Source organism: Pseudomonas sp. NPDC090203 (assembly GCF_044746765.1).
GTDB classification, from domain to species: Bacteria; Pseudomonadota; Gammaproteobacteria; order Pseudomonadales; family Pseudomonadaceae; genus Aquipseudomonas; species Aquipseudomonas putida_AD.
This window is the reverse complement of record NZ_JBIVCV010000001.1, coordinates 278,148-305,028: the sequence shown is the minus strand read 5'-3', so window position 1 is coordinate 305,028 and position 26,881 is coordinate 278,148. Positions and strand designations below refer to the sequence as shown.

The following is a 26,881-nucleotide window of genomic DNA, read 5'->3' as shown; positions in this document are numbered from 1 at the left end:
AGCGGCACGGCTTGCCGGCGGGGGCGTTGTCTCTGGCAACCCAGCCATGAATGACATACCGCCCGCCAGCAGCCGTGCTGCTACTTGATGACAACCCACGCAAAAATCACGGAACTCGCCGAGACGCCATCAGCCAAAAACAGGGCAAAAAAAAGCCGCTCGAATGGGAGCGGCATAAAGGGAATTACGTTGAAAAATCCGGTAACACGAAAACGTCGCTCTTGCAGTCCGAAGTGACGTTTTTCTGCGTTGATGGGGCAATTATCAGCAAACAAACACCGGCCGGGAAATCATCTCTGGCTATGCTGGTAATAGATTTTCCAGTGACAGAACGCTTCGCCATGAAGCGTTGAAGAAATGGGTAGCCCGCTTGTTGCACAGGAATGGTGCAGGGCTTTCCGCAGTTTTATTCAACCTGTTGAAAATTAAGCGTTTATGCCGCTGGCACGGGCCTTGCGAAGGCCCATGGGTCCATGGTGACAAGGAGTACGGCATGATCCGCACCTTTTATGACGAGATGTACGATGCGAACGGCGCTGTCCGTGCGCATTATCGGGAATTCGCCCGCTGGCTGGGCGAAGCGCCACCTGAGCTACTGGCTCAGCGTCGGCGTGAGGCCGATCTTTTGTTTCATCGCGCCGGGATCACGTTCACGCTGTACGGAGACGAGCAGGGCACCGAGCGCCTGATTCCGTTCGACACGATTCCGCGCAGCATTCCGGCCAGCGAATGGCGCGTGGTCGAGAAGGGCTGCATCCAGCGCGTCAAGGCGCTGAACATGTTCCTCGCTGACCTCTACCACGACCAGCGCATCATCAAGGCAGGGATCATCCCGGCCGAACAGGTGCTGGCCAACGAGCAATACCAGCTGGCGATGCAGGGGCTGAATCTGCATCGCGACCTGTATTCGCATATTTCCGGGGTCGATCTGGTTCGCGATGGCGACGGCACCTATTACGTGCTGGAAGACAACCTGCGCACCCCAAGCGGCGTGAGCTACATGCTCGAAGACCGCAAGATGATGATGCGTCTGTTCCCCGAACTGTTCGCCGCGCAACGGATTGCGCCCATCGACCACTACCCCAACCTGTTGCTCGACACCCTGAAAAGCTCAAGCCCGCTGGACAATCCCAGTGTGGTGGTGCTGACGCCTGGGCGCTTTAACAGTGCGTTCTTCGAGCATGCTTTCCTGGCGCGGGAAATGGGTGTCGAACTGGTGGAGGGCGCGGACCTGTTCGTGCGCGACGACCGGGTGTTCATGCGCACCACCGACGGCCACAAGCCGGTGGACGTGATCTACCGCCGGCTGGACGACGCGTTTCTCGATCCGCTGGCCTTCAACCCAGAATCGATGCTCGGCGTGCCGGGCCTGTTGTCGGCCTACCGTTCCGGCAACGTGGTGCTGGCCAATGCCATCGGCACGGGCGTGGCCGACGACAAATCGGTGTATCCGTTCGTGACCGACATGATCCGCTTCTACCTCGACGAAGAGCCGATCCTGAAGAACGTGCCGACCTGGCAATGCCGCAAGCCTGAGGAACTGTCCCACGTGCTGGCCAACCTGGGCGATCTGGTGGTCAAGGAAACTCAAGGCTCTGGCGGTTATGGCATGTTAGTGGGGCCGGCTGCCACGGCGGCCGAGATCGAGGCTTTCCGCGCACGGCTCAAGGCCAAGCCCCACGCATACATCGCCCAGCCGACCCTGTCGTTGTCGACCTGCCCGACCTTTGTCGAAAACGGCATCGCCCCGCGTCACATCGATTTGCGCCCGTTCGTGCTGTCTGGCCGCGAAACCCGCGTCGTTCCTGGCGGGCTGACGCGCGTGGCGCTGCGTGAAGGTTCGCTGGTGGTCAACTCGTCCCAGGGTGGCGGCACCAAGGACACCTGGGTGGTCGAGGATTAAGGAAATCTGCCAATGCTAAGTAGAACTGCCTCGGATTTATATTGGATGTCGCGTTACCTGGAGCGCGCGGAAAACCTGGCGCGCATGCTCGATGTCAGCTATTCGCTGTCGTTGATGCCCCAGGATGGACGCGGCGACGGCCTCAACGAAATCGCCATGCCGCTGCTGATCACCGGCACGCTGGACGCCTATCTGGAACGCCACGGCGAATTGCACGCCGAGCACATGCTGCATTTCTTCGCCCTGGATTCGACCAACCCGGCAAGCATTTTCAGTTGCCTGGCGGCGGCGCGAGCCAGTGCCCATGCCGTGCGTGGGCGCATTACGGCGGACATGTGGGAAAACATCAACTCGACCTACCTGGAAATTCGCGGCATCGCCGAGCAGGGGTTGAGTCGCTATGGCATGAGCCGGTTCTGCGAGTGGGTCAAGGAGCGCTCGCATCTGTTTCGCGGTGCGACCTACGGCACGATCATGCGTAACGATGCGTTTCGGTTCATTCGCCTGGGGACCTTCATCGAGCGCGCCGATAACACCCTGCGCATGCTCGATGCCCGTTACGAAATGCTCGAACTGCGCGGCCCGGCCGCCGATGCTGCCGCCGACAGTTCGGCCGCCGGCTACTACCAGTGGAGCGCTTTGCTGCGCGCCCTGTCCTCGTTCGAGGCGTACACCGAGGTCTACCGCGATGCGCCGGGTGCGCGGCAGGTCGCCGAACTGTTGCTGTTGCGTGCCGACATTCCGCGTTCGTTGCGCGCCTGCCTTGAAGAACTGGACATGATCCTGGCCAGCCTGCCCGGTGCCAACGGCCGCCCGGCCCAGCGCCTGGCCGCCGAGCTGGATGCACGTCTGCGCTACACCGGGATCGACGAGATTCTGGACGAAGGCCTGCACGAATGGTTGAACGAATTCATTCCGCTTTTGGCCCAACTGGGTGACGTTATTTACACTTCCTATCTGGAGGCAGCATGAGACTGTCCATTAGTCACGAGACCACCTATCACTACGACGATCAGGTCCGCGCCAGCATCCAGTATTTGCGTCTGACCCCACACGACAGCGAGCGCCAGCAGGTGCTGAGCTGGCAGTTGGCATTGCCGCGCCCGGTGCGGGCGCAGGTCGATCCGTTCGGCAATATCCTGCACGTACTGACGCTGGACGAGCCCCATGAGGCCATTGTCATCGGCGCACGAGGGCAGGTGGAGATCGACGAGACGCGCGAGGCCGAACATGAAAGCCAGTCGTCGCTGCCGTTTCTGCGTTTCACCCGCCTGACGGAAGCGGACGAGGCGATTCGCCAGTTCGCCGTCAGAGAAACCAAAAAGCGCACCGATCGCACTGCGCTGATCGATCTGATGCAGGCGCTGAACCAGCACATCGCCTATACCCCCGGCGCCACGGCCGTGGACACCAGCGCAGCGCAGGCCTTTGCCAACGGGGCAGGGGTTTGCCAGGACCACACCCATGCGTTCCTGGCGTGCGCCCGCAGCCTGGGCGTGCCGGCGCGTTATGTGTCGGGGTATCTGTACAGCGACGGCAGCGAGCACCTGTCCGGCCATGCATGGGCCGAGGCGTGGATTGATGACGCCTGGTACAGCTTCGATGTGACCAATCAGCTGGCTATCCCTGAGCGTCATTTGAAGCTGGCGGTGGGCCTGGATTACCTGGATGCCTGTCCGGTACGTGGGATGCGTCGCGGTGGCGGTTGCGAGCAGATGCACGCGAAGGTGGCGGTGTCGCCTTCGGCGCCTGTGGCAATGCCCGTGGTGCAGATGCAGGTGCAACGCCAGTCGTGATGTAGGGTGAGTATCTCCCCGTAGGAGCGCGCTTGCCCGCGACCGAGGTGTGTCATGTGACGATCAGTTGTCTGACACACCGCCATCGCGGGCAAGCGCGCTCCCACAGGGATCAAGGCGCGGCTCTTCTTCCCGCCATATGCTTCAGATAACTCACCACCTGCCCCAATTCTTCATCGGACAGCACATCCTTCGAAATCGCCGGCATCTTCGCCTGTGGCCACTGCCGCAGATTCTGTGGGTCGCGGATGTACAGCTTCAAATAGTCGCCGGCAAAGTATTCGGTGGGGCTGTGCGGGATATTCAGATCCGGCCCCAGTTGTGAATCCCCCGCACCGTTGAGGCGATGACAGGCGAAGCAATTTTTCTGAAACAGCGCAAAGCCTTTGTTCACCGGATCGTCAGCCGACAGCTTGGGGTCGGGCAGCAGCGCCGGAAAACGCTCGGCCACGGAGGCCAGCAGGCGAATCCTGCCGACGGCGTAAGGCCATTGTTCGGGGCTGATCCTGCTGGCAGCCGGGTCGGTCCAGACCAGGTAGAAAGGCCCGGCTCCGGGTTTATCCTTGCTCAGGCCCGGCCACGGATGCGCAGGATCCTCCACGGCGAGCCAGGCCTGGGAGCCGGTCTTTTGCAGCAGTGGCGCGGCAGGCATCTCGGCGGCGAAGCCATCGGTGGCCACGGCCTGCAGATGGGCATCGCTGGACACGCCTTCCAGTAGCACGGAAACCGGCACTGCGCGGTAATGCATGTCACGTTTGTAGGAGACGTCCCCGGGTATGTCGATATCCCGGGCCTGGGGATGGCTGAGCAACTGGGCGGTGTCCCAGGTGTGCGTGCCATCGGCCATCTCGACAGTCAGTTGGGCAGCATGAAGCGGCATCGCCAGCAGTAAGCCGGCCAGCGACAGCAATGGGCGCAAGATGTGAGTTACTCCGTTAGATCTCAGCCGAATAATCTAGTGAGGTTTGGCAGGATCAACAAGAGTGTGGTGGCGAAAACAATCAGTCCCGCTTGACGTACTTTCGAATGCTTGAACATGGCGTATGCCTTCTTTTTGTTATTCCTGAGCGACAAAAGCTTCCCGCCCTCATAAAGAAGAAGCGGCAGCTGGCAAAGGTGAAATCCAAAGAGCAGGTGTCCCGACAAGTAGCCGGTGACGGGGCGCTGGAATGAAACTTTGTTATTGCGCCTCTGCTACAGACTTAACCTTAGAGCCCGCGTGCGACGCGGCTTAGATCGGTTTGATATGAATAATTCGATTTGGTTAGGAAGAATGGTGATAAAGCCTTTGGCCAGTATCCGACACTCCCTTGCTAGACGCCTTGGGCCAGATCAGGGGTTGTCCGATAGCTCACTACCGTTCGTCCGAGTCCGAAACTTCCTACAACGAGCTAACCTTCACCACAGTCAAGTGAACTGAGCACTTCGATCATTGAACACATCTGTGTGACGGTTATCGTGTCGACAGAATAAAAAATCCAGCAGGGCAGCGAGGGACACAATGACTGAGGCGTTTATTTACGATGCGTTGCGCACGCCACGAGGCAAGGGCAAGGCCGACGGATCGCTGTACAGCGTCAAGCCGGTGGATCTGGTGGCAGGGCTTCTGACCGAGTTGCAATCGCGCAATCGTCTGGACACCCGTCAGGTTGACGACATCGTACTGGGCTGCGTGACGCCGGTGGGCGACCAGGGCGCTGACATTGCCAAGACTGCCGCACTGGTGGCCGACTGGGCCATCGACGTGGCCGGAGTGCAGGTCAACCGGTTCTGCGCCTCGGGGCTTGAAGCGGTGAACCTGGGGGCGATGAAAATTCGCTCGGGCTTCGAGGACATGGTGGTGGTTGGCGGCGTGGAGTCCATGTCGCGGGTGCCGATGGGCAGCGACGGCGGCGCCTGGGTGCTCGACCCGCACACCAACCTGCACACCCACTTCACCCCGCAGGGCATCGGCGCGGACCTGATCGCCACGCTGGAAGGCTTCAGCCGCCAGGACGTCGACAACTTCGCCCTGCAATCCCAGCAAAAAGCGGCCCGTGCCCGCCAGGCAGGCGCGTTCAGACGCTCGCTGGTACCGGTTCGCGATCAGAACGGCGTGCTGCTGCTCGACCACGACGAATTCATCCGTGCCGATTCGAGCCTTGAAGGGCTGGGCGCACTCAAGCCCAGTTTCCAGGCCATCGGCCAGATGGGCTACGACGCCACAGCCTTGCGGGTCTACAGCCACGTCGAGCGCATCGAGCATGTGCACACACCCGGCAACAGTTCGGGCATCGTCGATGGCGCGGCGCTGATGCTGCTGGGCTCCGAGGAGAAGGGCCGGGAACTGGGGCTCAAGCCCCGCGCCAGGATCGTCTCGGTGGCGGTGACCAGCACCGATCCGACCATCATGCTCACCGGCCCCGCGCCTGCCACGCGCAAGGCCCTGGCCCGGTCGGGGCTGAGCATCGACGACATCGACCTGTTCGAAGTCAACGAGGCCTTCGCCTCGGTGGTGCTCAAGTTCATCAAGGACATGGGCGTCGATCCGCACAAGGTCAACGTCAACGGCGGCTCGATTGCCCTGGGCCATCCGCTGGGCGCCACTGGCTGCATGATTCTGGGCACCTTGCTCGATGAACTCGAAGCGCGGCAGTTGCGCTATGGCCTGGCGACCTTGTGCGTCGGCGGCGGCATGGGGATTGCGACCATTATCGAGCGAGTTTGATTGCCCGGTCCACGGGGTGATCATTGATGCCTATATAACAACAGTTTCAGGAAGAACGACCGCATGACTGATGCCATCCAGTACGAAATCGGGCCCGATCAGATCGTCACGCTGACGCTGGACATGCCTGGCCAGCAGGCCAACACCATGAACCAGACCTGGCGCCAGGCCATGGCGCAGACCGTCGCCCGGTTGCAGGCCGAGCGCGGCAGCATCCTCGGCGTGATCCTGCGTTCGGCGAAAACCACCTTCATGGCCGGCGGCGACCTCAACGAATTGATTCAGGTGGACAAGGCCCGTGCCCAATGGTTTTACCAGATGACACTGGACCTCAAGGCGCAGCTTCGGGCTCTGGAAACCCTGGGCAAACCGGTGGTAGCCGCGATCAATGGCGCGGCGCTCGGCGGAGGCTGGGAGCTGTGCCTGGCGTGCCACGGGCGTATTGCGCTGGATGACAGGCAGGTTCGCCTGGGCTTGCCGGAAGTCACGCTGGGCTTGCTGCCCGGTGGCGGCGGCACGGTGCGGCTGGTTCGCATGCTGGGGCTGGAAAAGGCGCTGCCCTTGCTCATGGAAGGGCGGGTGATGAGCGCGCAGCAGGCCCTCAAGGCCGGCCTGGTCGATCAACTGGCCAGCGATGGCGATGACCTGCTGCGCAAGGCCCGCGCCTGGATCCTCGCCAACCCGGCGCCGGTCAAGCCTTGGGATGCGCCGGGCTTCCAGATTCCCGGCGGCACGCCGTCCCACCCCAAGGTCGCGCAGATGCTGGCGATTGCGCCGTCGATTCTGCGCAGCAAGACCCAAGGCTGTTATCCGGCACCGGAGAAGATTCTCGCCGCCGCCGTCGAGGGCGCGCAGGTGGACTTTCACACCGCCGAGCAGATTGAGGCGCGCTACTTCACCGAGCTGACCACCGGCCAGATCTCCAAGAACATGATTGGCACCTGGTTCGCCCTCAACGAGCTGAACGCCGGAGAGTCGCGGCCCAAGGCGCCGCCGGTGTATCACATGCGCAAGGTCGGGATTCTCGGCGCCGGCATGATGGGCGCGGGGATCGCCTGCGTGACCGCAAGGGCCGGGGTCGATGTGGTGCTCAAGGACATCAACCTGGCCACTGCGCAGAAGGGCAAGGACTACACCGTCAAGGTGCTGGACAAACAGATCGAAAAAGGGCGGCTGACGGTCGAACAGCGCGATGCCATTCTGGCGCGGATCAAGACCACCGGCCGCGACAGCGACCTGGAAGGCTGCGACCTGATCATCGAAGCGGTGTTCGAAGACCGCGAACTCAAGGTCCAGGTCAGCGCCGCCGCCGAGCAAGTGGTGGTGCCTTACGCGGTGATTGCCTCCAATACCTCGACGCTGCCCATTGCCGGCCTGGCAAGCGCGGTGACCCGGCAGGAGCGCTTCATCGGCCTGCACTTTTTCAGCCCCGTGGACAAGATGCGCCTGGTGGAAATCATCAAGGGGCCGCGCACCAACGACATGACCCTGGCCCGGGCGTTCGACTTTGTGCAGCAGATCGGCAAGACGCCCATCGTGGTCAATGACGCTCGCGGCTTTTTCACCTCCAGGGTGTTCGCCACCTTTACCAACGAAGGCATCGCCATGCTCGGCGAAGGCATTTCGGCGGTGATGATCGAGACAGAAGCGCGCAAGGCCGGGATGCCGGTGGGGCCGCTGGCGGTGTCCGACGAGGTGTCGCTGAGCCTGATGAGCCACATTCGCCAACAGGCGCGCAAGGACCTGGCGGCTGAAGGCGTGACGATGGTCGAGCACCCGGCCAACGCGATGATCGATCTGCTGCTCAACGAGTACCAGCGCGCGGGCAAGGCGGCCGGCGGCGGGTTCTATGACTATCCCGAGGGCGAGCCGAAACGCCTGTGGCCGCAACTCAAGTCGCGCTTCGAGAAGCCTGGGGCGCAGATTGCCGGGCAGGATATCCGCGACCGGTTGTTGTTCATCCAGGCCATCGAGACCGTGCGCTGCATCGAGGACGGTGTACTGCGTTCGACCATCGACGCCAACATCGGCTCGATGTTCGGGATCGGCTTTCCGGCCTGGACGGGCGGGGCGCTGCAATTCATCAACCAGTACGGGCTCAAGGACTTCATCGCCCGCGCGCAGTACCTGGCCGAGCATTATGGCGAACGCTTCGAGCCGCCAGCGTTGCTGCTGGACAAGGCGCTGAACGGCAAGGTTTTTTGAATCCTGTAGGAGTGAGCTTGCTCGCGATAGCGTCCTTTCGGCCAGAATCATGTTGATCTGTCTAACGCTATCGCGAGCAAGCTCACTCCTACAGGGGCGTGTGCGTACTCTGGTCCACACGCCCCTTGCCTTGACCCCGGCTTCAAGGCAGGCTTGGCTGTGTGCATTTTCGCCTTGTCGCTTCAGGTATTTTTATGTCGTTACGCATCTGCATTCTTGAGACCGACGTTCTTCGCCCGGAACTGGTGGATCAATATCAAGGTTACGGGCGGATGTTCCAGTCGCTGTTTTCCCGCCAGCCCATTGCCGCCGAATTCGTTGTCTATAACGTGATGCAGGGCAATTACCCGCCGGATTCCGAGCAGTTCGATGCGTACCTGATTACCGGTTCCAAGGCTGACTCTTTCGGTACCGACCCATGGATCCAGACCCTCAAGACCTACCTGCTCGAACGCTACAAGCGTGGCGACAAGTTGCTGGGCGTGTGCTTCGGCCACCAGTTGCTGGCGCTGCTGCTGGGTGGCAAGACCGAGCGGGCGACCCAGGGTTGGGGCGTGGGCATTCACCATTACGACCTGGCCCCGGCCAAGCCATGGATGACCCCGGCGATGGACAAGCTGACGCTGCTAATCAGCCATCAGGACCAGGTCACCGCGCTGCCTGAAGGCGCGACGGTCATTGCTTCAAGCGACTTCTGCCAGTTCGCCGCCTACCACATCAACGATCAGGTGCTGTGCTTCCAGGGCCACCCGGAATTCATCCACGACTACTCGCGCACGCTGCTCGACATCCGTCAGGAAGCGCTGGGCGAGCAGGTGTACAGCAAAGGCATCGCCAGCCTTGAAGAAGACCACCACGGCGCTACCGTGGCTGAATGGATGATGCGTTTCGTGGCGAACAAGCCCCAAACGGCCTGACACCCCTCGATTCCTCGCGGCGCGCGCCCAACCTGTAGGAGCGCGCTTGCCCGCGACCGTGGTGTGTCAGCCTCCATTCGTGGCACAGGCAGACTGCCATCGCGGGCAAGCGCGCTCCTACACGGGGGGCCGTTTACAGCCAGCCCGACCGCTTGAAGCTGGCGAACAGCAGGGTGCAGCCCCCCAGAATCACCCCCAGCGCGATGAAGTAGCCGTAATGCCAGCTCAGCTCAGGCATGTTCTGGAAGTTCATCCCGTAGATCCCGGCAATCGCCGTGGGAAACGCCAGAATCGCCGCCCAGGCCGCGAACTTGCGCTGGGTCAGGCTCTGCCGCGATGACTCCAGCAACAGCCCGATCTCGATAGTCTGGCTGGCGATGTCCCGCAGGTTGGCCAGGTCTTCCATCTGGCGCTTGACGTGAATCTCCACGTCCCTGAAATACGGGCGCATGTTCTTGTCGATGAACGGGAAACTGAGTTTCTGCAATTCTTCGCCGATCTCCACCATCGGTGCCACGTACCGGCGTAGCCGCAGCAGATCCCGACGCAGGCTGTGAATGCGATGAATATCCGCCTCGTTCAGCTCGGTGCTCAGCACGCTGTGTTCAAGCTCTTCGAGCTCGCAATGAATGGCCTCGGTCACTGGCTGGTAGTTTTCGGTGACGAAATCCAGCAGCGCATAGAGCACGAAGTCTTCGCCGTGATGCAGCAGCAGAGGGCGGGCCTCGCAGCGTTGGCGCACCAGCCCGTAGGACTTGGAGTGGCCGTTGCGCGAAGTGATGATGTAACCCTTGCCCGCGAAAATGTGCGTCTCGATGAAGATCAGCTTGCCGTCTTCGCGGATCGGCGCGTAGGTGACGATGAACAGTGCATCGCCAAAGGTCTCGAGCTTGGGACGACTGTGGACTTCCAGCGCATCTTCGATGGCCAGTTCGTGCAGGTTGAACTGTTTTTGCAGCGTGGCCAGCTCCTGGGCATTGGGCTGCTCAAGGCCGATCCAGACGAAATGCCCAGGCTTTGCAGCCCAGGCCGCGCCCTCGTCGAGGGTGATGTTGGTGACCTTCTTACCTTCACTGTAAACCGCGGCAGCGACAACTCGGCCCATGGTGATTCACTTCTTCTTATCAGGAGGGACTGACACGCAGCTTAGCGCGCCTTCCTGATTCAGAGTCGGTGAAAATCAGTGAGTTCGGGTGTTTTGTGCAACTTGTTCAGCTGCGGTTTGGGAAGGCTGTGAGCGTGTCTGCAATTGCCCGTCCATCTGCTCGATGCACGCCTTCATCTGACTGTGGCACTGGGCGATCAGGTCAGGGATATCGGCATCGGTCAGGCGCGTGGTGGAGATCGCCGGCAAGGCGCGAATCATCACCTGGCCGCTGTCCCAGGCACCCAGGCGCATGTCGCGCACATAGGTGCTGACGCACACCGGAATGATCGGCACGCCGGCATCGACTGCCATTTGGAAGGCGCCGCGCTTGAAAGGCAGCAGACCCTTGCCCAGGTTGCGCGTACCCTCGGGGAAGACCCAGATCGAGGTGTCCTTGCGTTGCAGGGTTTCGGTGGTCTTGCGGATGGAAAGACGCGCACGCAGCGGATTGCCACGGTCGATCAGCACATTGCCCGCCAGCCAGAACAACTGGCCGAAGAAGGGCACCCATTTCAGGCTTTTCTTGCCGATGCACACGGTGCGTGGCGGCACGATGTTGCCCAGGATGAACAGGTCGTAGTTGGACTGGTGGTTGGCGACGATCACGCAGGGGCGGCTCTTGTCGAAATTCGCGCCCATTTCGGCCTTGAGGCGCAAGCGCAGAATCCACATGGCGGGCAATGCATAGAAGCGCGCGCACAAACGGCTGTTGTCCGGATTGAACGGGCGGCACAGGCCCAAGATCAACCCCAATGCGCCAGCCACGACAAAATGCACCGCCATCAGCAACATACGCAGGACAAACAGCATGCAGACCACTCTGGAAACAAAAAAGGTGGCGCAGTGTACGGATGTGCACTTGAAGGGGCAATTGCCATGCAGACGGGTGGCGGGGGAGAGGTTAAGCAGATGTTTCAAACACTCCATCCCGTAGCAGCACGGCTTGCCGGCGGGGGCGGCGCATCAGCAACACATTCGTCGCCTGACACACCGCTCCCGCCGGCAAGCGGAACGCCGCCCGGCCGGGCTGCTACGGACCGAGCTAGAACGAATGCTGCTTATCCAGTTCGATGGCCTTGTCCAGGGTTTCGAGGAAGTCCTTGCGCACTTTCAGCTTGGTCTGCTTGTGGGCCTTCATGTTGATCTTCTTCAACTGCAAGGCCACGGTGCGGGCGGTGTCGACCAGCTCTTCGGGGGCGACCACCTTGTCCAGGAAACCCGCCTCGACCGCAGCCTTGGGCGAGAACATCTCGCCATTGATCACCGAGCGGCCGAAGGCGCTTTTATTCAGGCGGTCACGGGCCAGCTCGATACCTGCATGGTGCATGGTCATGCCGATCTGCACTTCGTTCAGGCCGATGCTGAACGGGCCATCGACGCCGATGCGGTAATCGGCCGACAGCAGCAGGAATGCGCCCTTGGCCACTGCATGCCCGCCGCACGCCACGACGATCGGAAACGGATGCGACAGCATGCGTCGCGCCAGGGTGGAACCTGCGGCCACCAGGCCCAGCGCTGCTTCGGGGCTGGACGTCATGATCTTGAGGTCATAGCCGCCCGAGAGAATACCCGGCTGGCCGGTGATGATGACCACGGCGCGGTCCTTTTCGGCCTGATCCAGCGCGGCGTTGAACGCGGCAATCACGTCATCGCTGATGGCGTTGACCTTGCCGTTGCTCAGGGTCAGCGTGGCGACGCCGTCATCCAGTTGATAGGCGACCAAATCACTCATGGGGGCGAGTCCTTTTTGTTTTGAATTGGCGCAGACGTTACCCACCCGCAAGGGCAAGGTAAAGCGTAAAGGATGACCGACAAGTCAGGGTTTCGGGCCGCGCGCAGGGCAGTAAAGGTCGCGGCCCGAGGGGGGAGATTGAAGCGTTACTCCTCGACGTCGTTGAGTTCGCAGTAGTCGTCCCAGTCCATGTCCAGCGCTTCGGCAGCTTCCTTGTGGGCAGCCAGGCGCATTTCCTTGAGTTGCTCAGGGGTTTCGGCAATGAATTGCAGTGCAAGATCCCAGGTGGGGATGCCCAGATCTTCGGCTTCGTCTTCGAAAGCCCAGAGGATCTGCTGCTGTTGCTCCGTGGGGCTCAGTTGCTGGATTTCAGCCTGAAGGGTCGGGTTAGTCACGATGTACTTCGCCAGGGCAGCTTCGGTCCAGTCATTTGCGTTCATGCGAGGGTTATCTCCTGTGGTTCGAGCTGACGTTCTTCTTGTAACGATACTGACGTACGAACCGATTGTGCGTGAAGTAGCCGACGCACGCCAGCCGAAGCGAATCCGTCGGTCGGCGGTCGGGCTCCGGCCTTATGGCGCGGGCGATCACGAGGGCCCCATCGCGGGCAAGCGCGCTCCTACGGGATCGAGGTAAACCACAGGTAGCAGTCCGGCTTGCCGGCGTCAGCGATCTTGAAGACGTCCCCGCCGGCAAGCCGTGCTGCTACGGGGCGATGGGGTGCTTTAGATTTTGATCTGGCTTTTGATCTTCATGCGCGATGGTGCAGACACCGCCGAACGCGACGTCAAGGCGCCAGGCCGAGCGCAGGTGTCGTGGAGGGGGATGAGCGGCAGGGATGCCGCGAAAGCCGTGCGGGCCATGGATGGCCCATCATGGCGTGCCCCCGGAACGGCGCCGGAGTCGAGGGAAGTCCGAAGGACCCCAGCCTGTCGCAAATGGTTTGGTTACTTTGCCGAAACAAAGTAACGCGCCGTAAAGGCGCAAAGGTGAGTCAGCATCACCGCCGTGAACGGATATGCGCCTCGTTCACGCGTCACCCATCGACGCGGAGCGTCAAGAGCGCCGTTCCCACGCAGAGCGTGGGAACGATCAACGATCAGGCGATCAGATTCGATCAACCAATTGCCATCGGCTTCTTCACATTACGGTGCGCATTACTGCCCAGCAGCGGATGCGGACCATGATCCCCGTAGACCCCCACCGGCTCCGGGAACGTGCGCAACAGCGTGATGTACAACAGCGCCGCCAGCCCCAGCGTGATCGGCAGGCTGATGTCGATCCCACCGGCCAGATTCCCCAGCGGCCCCACGAACTGTCCCGGCAGATTGACAAAGCACAGGCCGATCGCCGCACTCGGAATCCACGCCCCCAGGCCGCGCCAGTTCCAGCCGTGCTCGAACCAGTAATGGCCGCCGCTCTGGCCACGGGTGAACACCTGCAGATCCGCCGGATGATAGAAGCCGCGACGAATGATCAGCCCCAGCACCATGATCACGATCCACGGTGAGGTGCAGGTCACGATCAACACTGCAAAGGTCGAAACACTCTGCACCAGGTTAAAGGCGAAACGGCCGATGAAGATGAAGGCAATGGCTGCAATCCCGATCAGAATCGTCGCCTGAGCACGGTTGAGCAGGCGCGGGAACATGCTCGACATGTCCAGGCCTGTGCCATACAGCGAAGTGGTCCCGGTCGACATGCCGCCGATGATCGCGATCAGGCACACCGGCAGGAAGAACCAGCTCGGCGACACCGCCAGCAGGCCGCCCACGTAGTTGTTGTCGGTGATGTACTGCGGCGCCTGAGTGGCGACGATGGTGGCCGTGCACAGACCGAACAGAAACGGAATCAGCGTGCAGACCTGCGCCAGGAAGACCGACGCCATGATGCGTTTTTTCGACGTGTGACGCGGGATGTAGCGCGACCAGTCGCCCAGGAACGCACCGAACGAAACCGGGTTGCTCATGGCCAGCAAGGCCGCACCGATGAACGCCGCCCAGAAGCCTTCCGAGCCTTGATTCACAGTGCCGGCGAAGCCTGCATCAAAACTGCCGCCAAAGGCGAAAATGCCCAGCAGGAACAACAGACTGGACGCGAACACCGCGATCTTGTTGACCCACAGCATGAAGCGGAAGCCGTAGATGCACACCACCAGCACCAGCACCGCGAACACGCCGTAGGCGACGGCCAGTGTCAGGTCGTTTTCAGGCATGCCGATCATGCGCTTGGCGCCGCCGATCAGGGCATCGCCCGAACTCCAGACCGACAGCGAGAAGAACGCCACGGCCGTGAGCAAGGACAGGAACGAGCCGACGATTCGCCCGTGGACACCGAAATGAGCGCCAGACGATACCGCATTGTTGGTGCCGTTGAGCGCGCCGAACAGCCCCATCGGCGCGAGGATGATCGAGCCCAGCACGATGCCCAGGATGATCGACCAGACACCCGCCTGGAATGACAGCCCGAACAGCACCGGGAAGCTCCCCAGTACCGCAGTGGCAAAGGTGTTGGCGCCGCCGAACGTCAGGCGAAACAGATCGATGGGCCTGGCATCGCGCTGATCGTCCGGTATCTGTTCGACACCAAAAGTTTCGATAGTGGTAGTGGCTTGTGACATGACGGTTTCCTGCGCACAGTCGTGTTGTTATGAGGCCGGATCGGGTCCGGCGCTGGCTTGGCAGTGATTGCTTCTAGAACTTGATGCTTATTGTACGAGTGGGTCCGGCGGCGGCCTCTGTGGGGGCGCTCGCGGATGTCGGAATCAGGCCTTGGGCTGCTCCGACAGATGTTCGTGACAGGCCAGCCAGCGCTGTCCGTCGAAGCGGAACACGATGGTTTCGCGCTCCAGAAAGTGGCTTTCTTCGCTGCCGAACCGCACGTGGGTCGCGACGTCGTGCATGAAGATCGCCACCTCCCCCTGCATCTGGATATGCACGTTGCTCGACCGGCAGCCGAGCACGGCAAAACCGTCCGCTTGCCAGCCGTTCCATACGTCGCGGTAGGCGGCGCGGGACAGCAGCGGGGCAGGGAGGGTGTAGAACAGGAAAGTGGCGTCTTCGCTGAAAGCCGCGAAGTAGGCGTCTGTGTCATTGCCGGCGAAGGCTGCAATCAGTTCGTCGGCAGCGTGCTGGACGTGTTCTTTGAGGTGCGCAGTGGAGGTCATGGCCGTCTCGTTATTGTGATACTGGCGATGGGGCATGACTTTAAGCAGCTCTTACATCCGGTAACATCGGCGCCGATAAATACTTACTTCAGAAATTTCGGAAGTATCGCCAGCCCGCGGCCTGGTTCGCACCAGATTTATAGAGTGCGCCTTTCACGGGTCGAGCTGCAAAAACATGCCGCAAGCGTCGCGAGCACGATATCAAGCCGTTTCATCCGAACTCTCCCTGAATGGCGCAGGGCTACCATTCAAGAAAAGGACTGTCAGCGTGACGGTCAGCTCAATGGGCCTCGTGGCTGGCCTTCTGCACACGGGCCAATGCCAGCGCCACGAACATGTCGGCATCGCCCTGCAACACTCGCAAATGATCCTCGACATGGTCGATGTCGTGGCGCTGCTCCTGGGTGTCGACCAGCCGTGTGACTTCACACAAGGCATTGGCCGTGACCCACAGGCTCTGACGCAACTGGCCGATGATCCTGACCACGCTTTCCGCGCTGGTGCAGTCCTGTTCGGCAAAGCCCGACTGGCTGGCAATCAGTGAAGGAAACACCGGCACTTCTATCCGGTTGCCGGACTCGATACCGGTGACGACCCGGCTGATATCCACACCTGCCGCTGCAATGCGAAAAAGATAGTCGGCCCGTGGCAGGCGCTGCCCGCTTTCATAGTGGCCCTGGGCGTTGGCTTCAACGCCACCGATCGCGCCCAGGGCACTCTGGGTCAGTTTCAAGCGTTTTCTTTCTTGTCTCAGACGTTTGCCGATACCGTTCATCAACCTACTCCTGCGAAATTCGCGCCCCGATTTTCATACGGATGAGGCGCGCAATGGGGGCTGGAATACGGGCTGGGTGATCCAGGGAAGAACTAGCCTCGTACTAAGTAGTGACGCCAGAATATTGCGGGCGCCGAATAGACAGTAGCTGCTCGATTGAGGGGAGAGGCAGGTTTCCGATGGTCTGCGGCAGCAGCATGGCTCAATGGGGTGAATCATTTTTGAAACACATGCTTTCGAGTGGCTAATTCATCCATTTGGGTGTATTTCGTGCTGCTCATTTGCAAGTAACCAGACGCCGGCAACTCCCCCGGACGCATCTGTTGTTTCAAGCTGACCGATACGACCAATGGTCAGTGAAGAGAAACCGAGAACACACTAAGCTGCGGCATCGCAGCACAGGCTTCTGGACTGGATTTTCTCGGTAACTGACGTGGGTTTTGGAGTATCCTTGCCCGGCTTTTACTGACTGCCGTTGATTCTGATCTCTGGAAGGATGCTCCAATAATGTTCAAAGGGTTGGCAAATACAGCAGTCGGACTGGCTGTGCTCGTTGCCTTGGCTCTGGTAGTAGAGCATTTCAGCCACGATGCGCAGCCGCAGAGTAGAGGCAATTCGATTCCCGGTTACGATTACATTCAGGGCCGGACACTGGCCGAGATTCCATTGGTTGAAATGGCACGCCGTGAAAATGAGCCTGTACTGGCGTACGTTACTCGTGTCACGCAAATGGTTCACAAGGCTACTTACCACTGTTTACCTGACCAGAATTCCGTTTCCTGGATAGAAACCGCTGTCAACTACGCGGCGTACAAGGCAGGTCATGACGCCAACTACGACCTGGGTCTTTATAACTTCAGGACCCTGCGATGCGGGTATTGCAGCGAGCGCGCGGCAGCCGTCACGCGGATACTGCGACGCAGCGATCTGGACGCGATTACCTATGGCCTGGGCGGGCACGTGGTTTCCAAAGTGATGATCGATGGCACTGCCTACTTCACAGACCCGGACTACGGCGTCGGCCCTTATCCCGCCAATCTGGATTTTGCCGGCATTGAAGAGCTCTACACCCACAGCGTCATTCCGCAGAACGCGAACATGATTGCCGCGATCGTCACCGACCCTACCGGTTCGGGGCCATATTTGTCAGAGGAATACCTGACCAGCTTGAGGGACCTGCGCCGCAAACTGCATTTTGTCGCCAACGCCGCAGCCAGCGGCTTGTTGGTCTTCAGCCTGGTAGCAGCCTGTTTCTTTCGCCCTCGGTGGAGCATGTTGGCCGGCAAACCTCTGGCCGCAGAATAACCTTTTCATCGCGCCTCCCTCCTCGAAAATGCCCGGGCTTTCCCGGGCATTTTTTTGCCTGCACGATGGGCTGTCTGCTAGATCGGGTCAGAGTTTTTAGTGGACTAGTCACCTCATGCCTTGCGCACAGCATTGTCGGTTTCGATATGTTCTTGACGATTTTTAGCTATTTGCTTTCCTGCATCTGCGTTAAACATTGGCAGGCACAACTTGGGAAATCGTGGTGAAGCGTTGATTGAGCACTTGGTCGACTCCAAAATCCTCAATGAAGCTAATTGCCCGAAGGATCCTGATGCTCGGGCTTTTTAATTCCCGAATTTCCCGTTGAGCTGTTTAGTCAGCGGGGAATGTTCCGGTGCAACACAAACTCGTTGCAGCCCAAACCACCTGCACAGGTCTTCATCCGCGCCAGGGTAAAACCACGTGCACGGTAGAAGTCGAGGATTTCTTCTGGTTTGCTGACTTCAAAGGGATAGCCGCCGATCCAGTCCACGTTGTCGTGCCATGGCGACATGCCGCGCTGTTTGTTGTATGTACGCCAGGCGACGAAGAACTTGCCGCGCATCAGCTCCTTGGCAATGGTGATCCACCACTGCTTTACCAGCGTATAGAGCGCCAGCGGCAAACGCAGGATGGGATACTCGTTGTACAGCTTCTTCAGCATTAGCCAGCGCCGGCTGGCGCCGCCTTGGTCGTTGTAGAGGGCGATGAACAGCTTCCCGTGTTCAGCCACCAGCGGAGTGACATTGGTGAGCGCGTCCCACATCTTGCCGGTGTGATGCAGCACACCCCAAGAGTACACGACATCGAACTGACCAAGGCGAGCCAGATAAGCCTTATCGAGCACGGATGCCTCGTTTATCACCCATTGGTCATCGTCCTTGAAGTAACGGCGACGCAACTCAGTGGTACAGGCGACAGACTTCGGGTCGTAGTCGAAGGAGTAGACGCTGGCGCCTAGGCGGCGAGCAGCGAGTGAGAAAAGACCACTGCCACTGCCTACGTCGAGAAAGGTCTTGCCCTCAAGTGAGTCCACTTCGAGCATGGCACGCAAGCTACTTTCTGCTTCCTCGATACGCTCGTCATCCAGCACCGAGAGAAACCTTGACCAGTTCTCACCGAAGGAAAATCGGTCGCCGCTCTGTATTTCTTCCTGATGCGTCCTTGCGATAGCCATGTTTAAAACTGCCTCATATAGATGAGGGTTACAGCGTAGCAGGGTATGGATTTTCGGCACGGCGGACGAGGCGGCGATAAAACCGGCCAGCGGAGGGGGCACAAGATTGAGGGAGTGGCTTGCAGGTGTTCGGCAGGTAACCGATGAGGCGAATCCCCCCAAACGAAAAACCCCTGGATTCTCGAGGAATCTCAGGGGTTTCGTTTACATCGAATTTGGCGGTGAAGGAGAGATTCGAACTCTCGATACAGTTTCCTGTATACACACTTTCCAGGCGTGCTCCTTAAGCCACTCGGACACTTCACCGTATCTCGCTAGACGTTCAGTCTGTCGAGGCGCGCTAATGTAGTCGAAAGCTTTGCCGAACGCAAAACTTTTTTTCAGAATTTTCATGCGGTTAAGCAAAAACACCACGCCCGGGCCTCTTTTGCGAGGTCCTGGGCGTGGCGAGGTGGGGACGGGCGTCTGGATCAGGCGCCGAAGCCGCCGTCGATGGTCAGGCTGGCGCCGGTGACGTAGCCGGCTTCGGGGCCGGCGAGGTAGGCGACCATGGCGGCGATTTCTTCGGACTTGCCGTAGCGCGGCACGGCCATCAGGCCGATGAGCGATTCGGCGAAGTCGCCGTCGGCCGGGTTCATGTCGGTGTCCACCGGGCCGGGTTGCACGTTGTTGATGGTGATCCCCCGTGGGCCCAGGTCGCGGGCCAGGCCTTTGGTCAGGCCCACCAGTGCCGACTTGCTCATGGCGTACACGCCGCCACCGGCGAAGGGCATGCGGTCGGCGTTGGTGCTGCCGATGTTGATGATGCGACCGCCTTCCTTCATGTGACGGGCTGCTTCCTGGCTGGCGATGAACACGCTGCGTACGTTGATGGCCAGGGTGCGGTCGAAGTCTTCCAGGCTGAACTCTTCCAGCGGGGCGATGGCCAGCACGCCTGCGTTGTTGACGAGGATGTCGATGCCGCCGAAGGTTTCAACGGTTTTGCCGACGGCGGCGCGGATGGCCTGCTCGCTGGCGCTGTCCGCCTTGATGGCCAGTGCCTTGGCACCGGTCGCGGTGATGCTGTCTTGCAGGGCGCGGGCCTTGTCGTCGGAGCTGACATAGGTGAAGGCAACGGCTGCGCCTTGTTCGGCCAGGCGTTTGACGATGGCAGCGCCGATGCCGCGGGAGCCGCCTTGAACCAGTGCTACTTTGCCAGTGAGGTTGGTTGGGTGAGTCATGTCGATCTCCTGTAACCATTTGAGCAGTGAGTGGATGGGTTCAGTATCGGTATTTGATTACGTTACCGGTAGCCAGTAATCGTGATGTTCTGTTTAAACCAGAAGTTTAGAATTGTTCTGCAAGGCGGCAATAAGGCTGTTGCAGCGTAGTACGTGACGGCAGAATCTGATGCTTCCTTGCAATGTTTTCCCTCTGATGGAGCCCCTATGCAGATTCATCCCAAGGCCGCGCTGGTCATCATCGACATGCAGCAAGGCATCAACCACCCCAAGCTTGGGCGGCGCAACAACCCCGACGCCGAGCAACAGATGCTTGCGTTACTGGCGGCATGGCGCCAGACCGGGCGTACGGTGATTCATGTGCGGCACTTCTCGCGGTCAGAAGATTCGGTGTTCTGGCCCAAGCAGTCGGGGGTTGAGTTCCAACCCCAATTCCTGCCGTGGGACGGGGAAGGGGAGTTGCACAAGCAGGTGCCGGATGCGTTCTGTCATTCGGCGCTGGAGGGCTGGTTGCGGGCGGACGGGATCAATCAGGTGGTGATTGTCGGCGTGATTACCAACAACTCGGTGGAATCGACGGCCCGAACCGGGGGCAACCTGGGGTTCGAGGTGATCGTGCCCCATGACGCGTGCTACACCTTTGACGGCGCGGATTTTTTTGGGCATGCGCGCAGTGCCGAGGAGATTCACGGAATGTCGCTGGCCAATCTGCATGGCGAGTATGCGCAGGTGGTGGCGACGCAGGAGATTTTGCAGCAGGTGTTCTACAGGCTCTAACGCTCCTGTAGGAGTGAGCTTGCTCGCGATTGCGCAATGTCAGGTATTGCAATGGTGTCTGACACTACGCGATCGCGAGCAAGCTCACTCCTACAGGGTATGTGGTCTGACTGCTACAACCTGAACCGCGCCATCTGCGCGGCCAGGTGCGCGGCCTGTTCCGACAGGCGCTGGCAGTCCTCGCGGCAGGCCTTCACATCGCTTACGGTGGACTGCGCCAGGTCCGCGATGCCCTGCACGTTACGGTTGATTTCCTCGGTCACCGTGCTCTGTTCTTCCGTGGCCGCCGCGACCTGCTGGTTGCGGTCGGTGAGTTCTTCCACGTGGCCTGCGATGGCGTCCAGGGAGTTGCCGGTGCGCCGGCTGGCTTCGACGCCGGTGCCGGTGGCGGCCTGGCCTGAGCGCATGGAACTGACGGCCTGGTCGGCACCGCTCTTGAGTTCGCCCATCATCTGCTGGATTTCTGCCGTCGCGCTTTGGGTACGTCCCGCCAGCGTACGGACTTCGTCGGCGACCACCGCAAAACCACGGCCCATTTCGCCGGCGCGGGCGGCTTCAATGGCGGCGTTCAATGCCAGCAGGTTGGTCTGCTCGGAAATGCTGCGGATGGTGCTGAGCACCTGGTCGATGGTGGAAATCTGCAGCGCCAGATTCTCCACCGCGCCTGCGGCCGTGCCGACGCCGTCGGACATGCTCTGGATGTGGCTGATGGACTCACCCACGACCTTCTTCGCCGACGTCGCTTCGTTATGGGTGTTGCGCGACACGTCGGCGGCAGCGCCGGCGTTACGGGCGATTTCCTGCACGGTCAGGCCCATTTCGTGAACGGCCGTGGCGACCATGTCGGTCATCTGTTGTTGCTTGAGCGCACGGGTGGAGGTGCTGTCGACCACATGAGCCACATCCACCACGCTGTGGCGTAACTGCTCACTGGTTTGCAGAACGTCGCCGATCAACTGGCGCAGGCTTTCGATGAAGCGGTTGAAGCCGCGAGCCAGGTCGCCCAGCTCATTGGCGCGGCTGTCGTCCAGGCGACGGGTCAGGTCGCCCTGGCCGCTGCCGATGTCCACCAGCGCTGTGGTCACTTGCTGGATCGGCCGCACGATGCCGCGCGCGATCCACGCCACAAAACCGAGGAAGCACAGCACCACTGCCAGGCTGATCGCCGAAATGGTGGTCAGCGCTTCCTTCGCCGGCCCGTAGACCTCGGCCAGTGGCACCTCGCTAACCAGCGTCCAGCCCAGGGAGGCAACGGGTTTGGCGACGGCCACATAGGGCTGGCCATTGCGCTCGAATTCCAGCGCCTGGCCGTTGCCGCTCTGGTTGAGCAGGGCGCCCGCCGCGCCGCTGCCCACCAGTTGGGTCAGGGATGCGCGGTCATTCAGGTCGGCGTCGGGATGCACCTTGATCTTGCCATCGGGACTGACCAGATACACCTGGCCGGCCTTGCCGAAATGAAAGTCACGCACCATCTGCGACAGCGCGCTCATGCTGAACCCCAGGCCCGCCACCCCGACCACTTGGCCGTTGTGTTCGATGCGCTGATTGATGAACAGCGTCGGCACCTTGGTGGTGGCGTCGATATCGATGTCCAGCGAACGCTGTTTGTTGCTGTCCAGGAATCCGTAGAACCAGTTGTTCTCCGCCGGGCCGCGCACCAGCGTGCGGTCGGCGCCTTTACTGGTGATGTACAAGCCGCTGTCCTTGGCAACGATAAAGGTGGTCAAGGCGTTGTGCTGATCTTTGATCCTGGCCAGGTAGCGAATGAAGCCCGGTTGCTGCGCGGCGTCTTCACCACCTGCCAGCCATTCGGACACCAGGGTGTTGTCGGCGATGTCGCTGGCGGCGGTGAGCGGTGCGGCGAGCAGGCGTTCCAGGTCGTTGCGGATCGCTTCGACGCTGGCGGGCATCGCTTGCTGGAGCAGGTAACGATCAGTGAGTTTGTTCAGGGCAAAGGCGTAGATCGCGATGACGATCAGGCTGCTGATGACCAGGGCCGCACCCATGCTCAGGGTCAATTGCCACTGAATACTCTTGCGCCAGACAGGCATAGAAAACTCCGGATAAACGAGCGCACAACCACGATGGAACAGTGCGAATGACTCGGCCGGAGCAATAAGCAGGCCAGCAACCTGATCGGGTGGTCAGGTTGGTGCTCGTTTACAGGCCTTAAAGTGCCGTAAATCAATGGCTTGAGCCGTTCGGCAGATTTCTCGTGAGCTGCTCAGGAAACGGGTTGTGTACAAAAATTGAGTATTTTTGGAACAAAATCATGACGGGCGCTATGGGGCCTGCGCGATTCACGTGCAGAACACCCCCAACGCTGCCATTCGCCTGACGCGCAATTTCCACGGCATCGTCAAAAACCCTTCGTCGTATCGTCATCTACCGCCAACAAAACGGTCATTTGCGCTTGATATAAGCCTCTGCAACCAAAAGAACCTACAAGTCCTGCAGAGTCCGTCATGGAAGTGAGCGCATGAGAATACTGGTCACCGGCGCCGCAGGTTTCATCGGCTTCCACACGGCCAGGCGTTTGTGCCGTGACGGTCATCAGGTAGTGGGGCTCGACAACCTCAACGGCTACTACAGCGTCGAGCTCAAACAGGCGCGCCTGGCGCAACTGGCTACCTACGGCAACTTCGAGTTTCACCGGCTGGATCTGGCGGACAAACAGGCGCTGCTGGATCTGTTCGCCGGGCAGCGTTTCGACCAGGTCATTCATCTGGCGGCCCAGGCAGGGGTGCGGTATTCCATCGACAGCCCGGACACCTATGCGCAAAGCAATCTGGTGGGCTTTCTCAACGTGCTGGAAGCCTGTCGGGCTTACAAACCGGCCCATCTTATCTACGCCTCGAGCAGCTCGGTGTACGGCCTGAATCACAAGTTGCCCTACGCCACCAGCGATGCGGTGGAACAGCCGATTTCCTTCTATGCCGCGACCAAGCGCGCCAATGAGCTGATGGCCCATTCCTACGCTCACCTCTACGGCATTCCCACTACCGGCCTGCGTTTTTTTACCGTCTACGGGCCCTGGGGCCGGCCGGACATGGCGTTGTTCAAGTTCACCGATGCGATCCTCAAGGGGCAGCCCATTGATGTGTACAACGACGGCGCAATGTCCCGGGATTTCACCTACATCGACGACATCGTCGAAGCCTTGGTGCGCCTGAGTCCGTTGCCGCCCGAGCCCGAGACCGGCGCACCGAACAAGGTCTACAACATCGGCTTCGGCTCCCCGGTGAAGCTGCTGGATTTCATCGAGTGCCTCGAAGACGCGCTGAACATCCGCGCCATCAAGCATTTCATGCCGCTGCAGTCCGGCGATGTCCTCAACACCTGGGCAGACACCCGCGAGCTGGAAGCGCGGGTGGGTTTCCGGCCGCAGGTCACGGTGTCGACCGGTGTGCCATCGTTTGTCGATTGGTACTGCAGTTATTACCGGGTTTAACCGCTCCCTCTTTTGTCTTTTGCAAGGAATGTCATGCAAGAACGCCCCTATGTGTCGGTTCTGATCCCCGCCAAGAATGAAGCAGGCAACATCATTCCACTGCTCGAAGAAGTGCGCGCCGCGTTCGCAGGCCAGGCGTTCGAAGTGATAGTCGTCGACGACGGCAGCACCGACGCCACCGCTGCCCAGTTGCGCAGCCTGCAGGAAGGCGGCTACGGCCAGTTGCGCGTGCTCAGCCATGCTCGTTCGCTGGGCCAGAGCACCTCGGTGTATCACGCTGCCGAAGCGGCACGCGGGCACTGGCTGGCGACGCTCGATGGCGACGGGCAGAACGATCCGGCGGACCTGCCGCGGATGCTCGATCTGGTGCGCGGCTCCGAAGGCAAGGCCGACGGCGTAAAGCTGGTCGCCGGGCACCGGGTCAATCGCCAGGACACCGCCAGCAAGCGCTGGGCCTCGCGTTTTGCCAATAAGCTGCGCAGCAGCCTGCTCAAGGACCAGACCCCGGACACCGGCTGTGGCATCAAGCTGATCGAGCGCGAAGCATTTCTGCGCCTGCCGTATTTCGATCACATGCATCGTTTCATTCCGGCGCTGATCCGTCGCCACAACGGCCGGATGCTGGTGCACCCGGTCAATCACCGCGAGCGTGGGGCAGGGGTGTCCAACTACGGCAACCTGGACCGTGCGCTGGTGGGCATCCTCGATCTGTTCGGCGTGTGGTGGCTGATCCGCCGCACCCGGCTTGACGTCACGGCACGGGAAAGCGAGGTCTGACATGGGCACAGAATCGTTATGGCTGGCGGTGGGGTTCATCGGCCAGTTGGCGTTCACCGGGCGTTTCGTCCTGCAGTGGCTGTACAGCGAGTACAAGAAACGCAGCGTGATTCCGGTGGGCTTCTGGTACCTGAGCATCATCGGCAGCGCGCTGCTGCTGGCCTATGCCATCTACCGGCAGGACCCGGTGTTCATCGTCGGCCAGTCCTTCGGGTTCATCGTGTACCTGCGCAACTTGCAGTTGATCGCCAAATTCAAAGAACAGCCAGGCGGCGCCGAACAGAAGGATTGAAGCAGTGCGGATTCGATTGGCTAGCCCGCGGTTGGAGTTGTGGTTTTTTGTCCTGTTGTCGGTATTGCTGTTGGGTGCGGGGCTGGGGTGGCGTCAGCCGCTGAACGTCGATGAAGAACGCTTTCTGGGCGTCGCTCTGGAGATGCTGCAGAACGGTTCCTGGTTCATCCCCCATCGCGCAGGGGAAATCTACGCGGACAAACCGCCACTGTTCATGTGGACGGTGGCGTTGTTCGTGCAACTCACGCATCTGCCGAAAGTGGCGCTGTACCTGCCCGCGCTCATCGCAGGCGCGGTGACCACCGGTTGCCTGTACGACCTGGGTCGGCGCCTGTGGGGGCGGCGGGTCGGGGTGATTGCCGCACTGTTGTTCCTGTGCACCTATCAGAGCTACAGCATCCTGCAGACCGGGCAGATCGACGGCTTCCTGGCCCTGTGGACGATCCTGGGCATCTATGGCCTGTGCCGGCACTTGCTGCTCGGCCCCGACTGGCGCTGGTATTACATCGCCTGCGCGGCCATGGGCTTTGGCATCATCAGCAAGGGCGTGGGGTTTCTGCCGGTGCTGATGCTGATTCCTTACGCATACGCCGTGCGCAAGGGCTGGAAGGGTGTGGTGGCGATGCCGTCCGGCAGCGCAAAGAAATGGTGGCTGGGCTTGCTGGTGGCCCTGGCGGCCATCGCGGTGTGGCTGGTGCCGTTGCTGGTGATCGTCGCCCAGGGCAGCGCCGACAGCGTGGCCTATGCCCAGGAAATCCTCTTCAAACAGACGGCGAGCCGCTACGCCAACGCGTGGGATCATCGCGAGCCGTTCTGGTACTTCTTCGTGCAGGTCATTCCCAAGTACTGGATTCCGATCCTGTTCATGTTGCCGTGGCTGGTGCCTGCGTGGCGCAAGCAACTGATGCGCCACGACGGTCGGGTGCTGGTATTGCTGGGCTGGGTGCTGCTGGTGTTGGTGTTTTTCAGCATCAGCACCGGCAAGCGCAAGCTGTACATCTTCCCGGCGGTGCCTGCGCTGGTGCTGGTCAGCGCGCCGCTGATTCCGTGGCTGCTGCGGCGCTGGTTCGGCAAGCGGCCCAAAGGCCGGACGGTGTTCGTGGGGCTCACGGTACTGTGGCTGTGCGCCTGGTTCGTGCGCGGTTTTGTCGAGCCTCGCCATGAGGGCATCAACCCCCATGAAACCATGATGCGCGACGTGGCCGTGCTGACGCAGAACGCCGAAATCGTGCTGGTGGACTGGCGCGAGGGCCACTGGGTTTTCGCTCAGCAGCCATTGGTGCATTTCGGTTTCAAGGACACGCAACCGCTGGAGCATTCGGTGGTGTGGCTGCGCGGCCATCCGAACGCCTACGCGCTGGTGCCTGCCCAGGACATGGCGCGTTGTTACGACCCGCAGAAGGCCCGCAGCGTGGGCGATACTTCTCGCGCCGAATGGTTTCTGGTGGGGGCCGGCGCCGACAACGGCAAGTGCCAGGCTACGTTGCCAGACAAGGCCTACAGCTTCGCCTGGCAAAAGCCTCTGTAAGGTGCC

24 protein-coding genes, 1 tRNA gene and 1 pseudogene are annotated in these 26,881 nt (G+C 60.6%); 13 read left to right on the top strand and 13 right to left on the bottom strand.

Annotation, left to right across the window (positions count from 1 at the left end):
• The first annotated feature begins 50 nt into the window (after window positions 1-50).
• From ACIPO9_RS01335 to ACIPO9_RS01320, 4 genes are all read left to right on the top strand, one after another.
• Complete coding sequence (locus ACIPO9_RS01335; RefSeq protein ID WP_274136849.1) at window positions 51-353, top strand: hypothetical protein; 303 nt, start codon at window positions 51-53, stop codon at window positions 351-353.
• A 140-nt stretch (window positions 354-493) separates the two neighbouring features.
• On the top strand, window positions 494-1,903 hold the full coding sequence (locus tag ACIPO9_RS01330) for a circularly permuted type 2 ATP-grasp protein (protein WP_274136851.1): 1,410 nt from the start codon (window positions 494-496) through the stop codon (window positions 1,901-1,903).
• Between the two features lie 12 nt (window positions 1,904-1,915).
• The gene (locus tag ACIPO9_RS01325) at window positions 1,916-2,875 is read left to right on the top strand and encodes an alpha-E domain-containing protein (protein WP_400778393.1); all 960 of its coding nucleotides are present in this window, start codon (window positions 1,916-1,918) and stop codon (window positions 2,873-2,875) included.
• Entirely contained in the window at window positions 2,872-3,699 is an 828-nt protein-coding gene (locus tag ACIPO9_RS01320; protein WP_400778390.1) for a transglutaminase N-terminal domain-containing protein, read from the top strand. Before ACIPO9_RS01325 ends, ACIPO9_RS01320 begins: the two co-directional genes overlap by 4 nt.
• Before the next feature lie 112 nt (window positions 3,700-3,811).
• Here ACIPO9_RS01320 and ACIPO9_RS01315 read toward each other — a convergent pair whose 3' ends face one another.
• Complete coding sequence (locus ACIPO9_RS01315) at window positions 3,812-4,579, bottom strand: c-type cytochrome (RefSeq protein WP_400778777.1); 768 nt, start codon at window positions 4,577-4,579, stop codon at window positions 3,812-3,814.
• 621 nt (window positions 4,580-5,200) lie between these two features.
• Here ACIPO9_RS01315 and ACIPO9_RS01310 point away from each other — a divergent pair.
• The 3 genes from ACIPO9_RS01310 (at window position 5,201) to ACIPO9_RS01300 (ending at window position 9,528) form a co-directional block, all read left to right on the top strand.
• On the top strand, window positions 5,201-6,406 hold the full coding sequence (locus tag ACIPO9_RS01310; protein ID WP_400778389.1) for an acetyl-CoA C-acetyltransferase: 1,206 nt from the start codon (window positions 5,201-5,203) through the stop codon (window positions 6,404-6,406).
• 63 nt (window positions 6,407-6,469) lie between these two features.
• Window positions 6,470-8,611 (top strand): 3-hydroxyacyl-CoA dehydrogenase NAD-binding domain-containing protein, encoded by a 2,142-nt coding sequence (locus tag ACIPO9_RS01305; protein WP_400778386.1) that lies wholly within the window; start codon window positions 6,470-6,472, stop codon window positions 8,609-8,611.
• A gap of 194 nt (window positions 8,612-8,805) precedes the next feature.
• Window positions 8,806-9,528: an amidotransferase gene (locus ACIPO9_RS01300; RefSeq protein ID WP_400778385.1), complete on the top strand. Its 723-nt coding sequence runs from the start codon at window positions 8,806-8,808 to the stop codon at window positions 9,526-9,528.
• 133 nt (window positions 9,529-9,661) lie between these two features.
• Here the strand turns inward: ACIPO9_RS01300 and ACIPO9_RS01295 are convergent, their stop codons facing one another.
• The 7 genes from ACIPO9_RS01295 to ACIPO9_RS01265 form a co-directional block, all read right to left on the bottom strand.
• Window positions 9,662-10,633: a magnesium and cobalt transport protein CorA gene (locus ACIPO9_RS01295; protein WP_274136362.1), complete on the bottom strand. Its 972-nt coding sequence runs from the start codon at window positions 10,631-10,633 to the stop codon at window positions 9,662-9,664.
• Window positions 10,634-10,708: 75 nt separating this feature from the next.
• Window positions 10,709-11,485: a 1-acyl-sn-glycerol-3-phosphate acyltransferase gene (locus tag ACIPO9_RS01290; protein WP_274136361.1), complete on the bottom strand. Its 777-nt coding sequence runs from the start codon at window positions 11,483-11,485 to the stop codon at window positions 10,709-10,711.
• Window positions 11,486-11,717: 232 nt separating this feature from the next.
• Window positions 11,718-12,407, bottom strand: a complete 690-nt coding sequence (locus ACIPO9_RS01285; RefSeq protein ID WP_274136360.1) for a crotonase/enoyl-CoA hydratase family protein — start codon at window positions 12,405-12,407, stop codon at window positions 11,718-11,720.
• A 146-nt stretch (window positions 12,408-12,553) separates the two neighbouring features.
• The gene (locus tag ACIPO9_RS01280) at window positions 12,554-12,847 is read right to left on the bottom strand and encodes a DUF6388 family protein (RefSeq protein WP_274136358.1); all 294 of its coding nucleotides are present in this window, start codon (window positions 12,845-12,847) and stop codon (window positions 12,554-12,556) included.
• Window positions 12,848-13,524: 677 nt separating this feature from the next.
• Window positions 13,525-15,027, bottom strand: coding sequence for a purine-cytosine permease family protein (locus ACIPO9_RS01275; protein ID WP_400603766.1), 1,503 nt, complete (start codon window positions 15,025-15,027; stop codon window positions 13,525-13,527).
• Window positions 15,028-15,171: 144 nt separating this feature from the next.
• Complete coding sequence (locus ACIPO9_RS01270; protein ID WP_274136355.1) at window positions 15,172-15,573, bottom strand: nuclear transport factor 2 family protein; 402 nt, start codon at window positions 15,571-15,573, stop codon at window positions 15,172-15,174.
• Between the two features lie 280 nt (window positions 15,574-15,853).
• Entirely contained in the window at window positions 15,854-16,348 is a 495-nt protein-coding gene (locus ACIPO9_RS01265; RefSeq protein ID WP_400778381.1) for a helix-turn-helix domain-containing protein, read from the bottom strand.
• Between the two features lie 507 nt (window positions 16,349-16,855).
• Between ACIPO9_RS01265 and ACIPO9_RS01260 the strand changes: the two genes are divergently transcribed.
• Window positions 16,856-17,653, top strand: coding sequence for a hypothetical protein (locus tag ACIPO9_RS01260; RefSeq protein WP_274136353.1), 798 nt, complete (start codon window positions 16,856-16,858; stop codon window positions 17,651-17,653).
• A gap of 337 nt (window positions 17,654-17,990) precedes the next feature.
• Here ACIPO9_RS01260 and ACIPO9_RS01255 read toward each other — a convergent pair whose 3' ends face one another.
• From ACIPO9_RS01255 to ACIPO9_RS01245, 3 genes are all read right to left on the bottom strand, one after another.
• Window positions 17,991-18,830 carry a class I SAM-dependent methyltransferase gene (locus ACIPO9_RS01255; protein WP_400778378.1) on the bottom strand — a complete coding sequence of 280 codons (840 nt, stop codon included), beginning with the start codon at window positions 18,828-18,830 and terminating at the stop codon, window positions 17,991-17,993.
• Window positions 18,831-19,046: 216 nt separating this feature from the next.
• Window positions 19,047-19,136, bottom strand: a tRNA-Ser gene (locus tag ACIPO9_RS01250).
• Window positions 19,137-19,300: 164 nt separating this feature from the next.
• On the bottom strand, window positions 19,301-20,050 hold the full coding sequence (locus ACIPO9_RS01245) for a 3-oxoacyl-ACP reductase family protein (RefSeq protein WP_274136350.1): 750 nt from the start codon (window positions 20,048-20,050) through the stop codon (window positions 19,301-19,303).
• Window positions 20,051-20,257: 207 nt separating this feature from the next.
• Here ACIPO9_RS01245 and ACIPO9_RS01240 point away from each other — a divergent pair, with 207 nt between their 5' ends.
• Window positions 20,258-20,827, top strand: coding sequence for a cysteine hydrolase family protein (locus ACIPO9_RS01240; RefSeq protein ID WP_400778374.1), 570 nt, complete (start codon window positions 20,258-20,260; stop codon window positions 20,825-20,827).
• 113 nt (window positions 20,828-20,940) lie between these two features.
• Here the strand turns inward: ACIPO9_RS01240 and ACIPO9_RS01235 are convergent, their stop codons facing one another.
• A complete protein-coding gene (locus ACIPO9_RS01235; RefSeq protein WP_400605144.1) occupies window positions 20,941-21,669 on the bottom strand; it encodes a methyl-accepting chemotaxis protein in 729 nt (242 codons plus the stop codon).
• Window positions 21,670-21,795: 126 nt separating this feature from the next.
• Window positions 21,796-22,737: pseudogene (locus ACIPO9_RS01230) on the bottom strand (cache domain-containing protein); the annotation flags it as partial.
• Window positions 22,738-23,306: 569 nt separating this feature from the next.
• Here ACIPO9_RS01230 and ACIPO9_RS01225 point away from each other — a divergent pair.
• From ACIPO9_RS01225 to ACIPO9_RS01210, 4 genes are read left to right on the top strand one after another with little or no spacing between them, the layout of a single operon-like run.
• The gene (locus ACIPO9_RS01225; protein WP_400778372.1) at window positions 23,307-24,278 is read left to right on the top strand and encodes an NAD-dependent epimerase; all 972 of its coding nucleotides are present in this window, start codon (window positions 23,307-23,309) and stop codon (window positions 24,276-24,278) included.
• A 33-nt stretch (window positions 24,279-24,311) separates the two neighbouring features.
• Window positions 24,312-25,055: a glycosyltransferase family 2 protein gene (locus ACIPO9_RS01220; RefSeq protein WP_400603750.1), complete on the top strand. Its 744-nt coding sequence runs from the start codon at window positions 24,312-24,314 to the stop codon at window positions 25,053-25,055.
• A gap of 1 nt (window position 25,056) precedes the next feature.
• A complete protein-coding gene (locus tag ACIPO9_RS01215; RefSeq protein WP_274136341.1) occupies window positions 25,057-25,347 on the top strand; it encodes a lipid-A-disaccharide synthase N-terminal domain-containing protein in 291 nt (96 codons plus the stop codon).
• A gap of 4 nt (window positions 25,348-25,351) precedes the next feature.
• Complete coding sequence (locus ACIPO9_RS01210) at window positions 25,352-26,875, top strand: ArnT family glycosyltransferase (protein ID WP_400778369.1); 1,524 nt, start codon at window positions 25,352-25,354, stop codon at window positions 26,873-26,875.
• The last annotated feature ends 6 nt before the right edge of the window (window positions 26,876-26,881 follow it).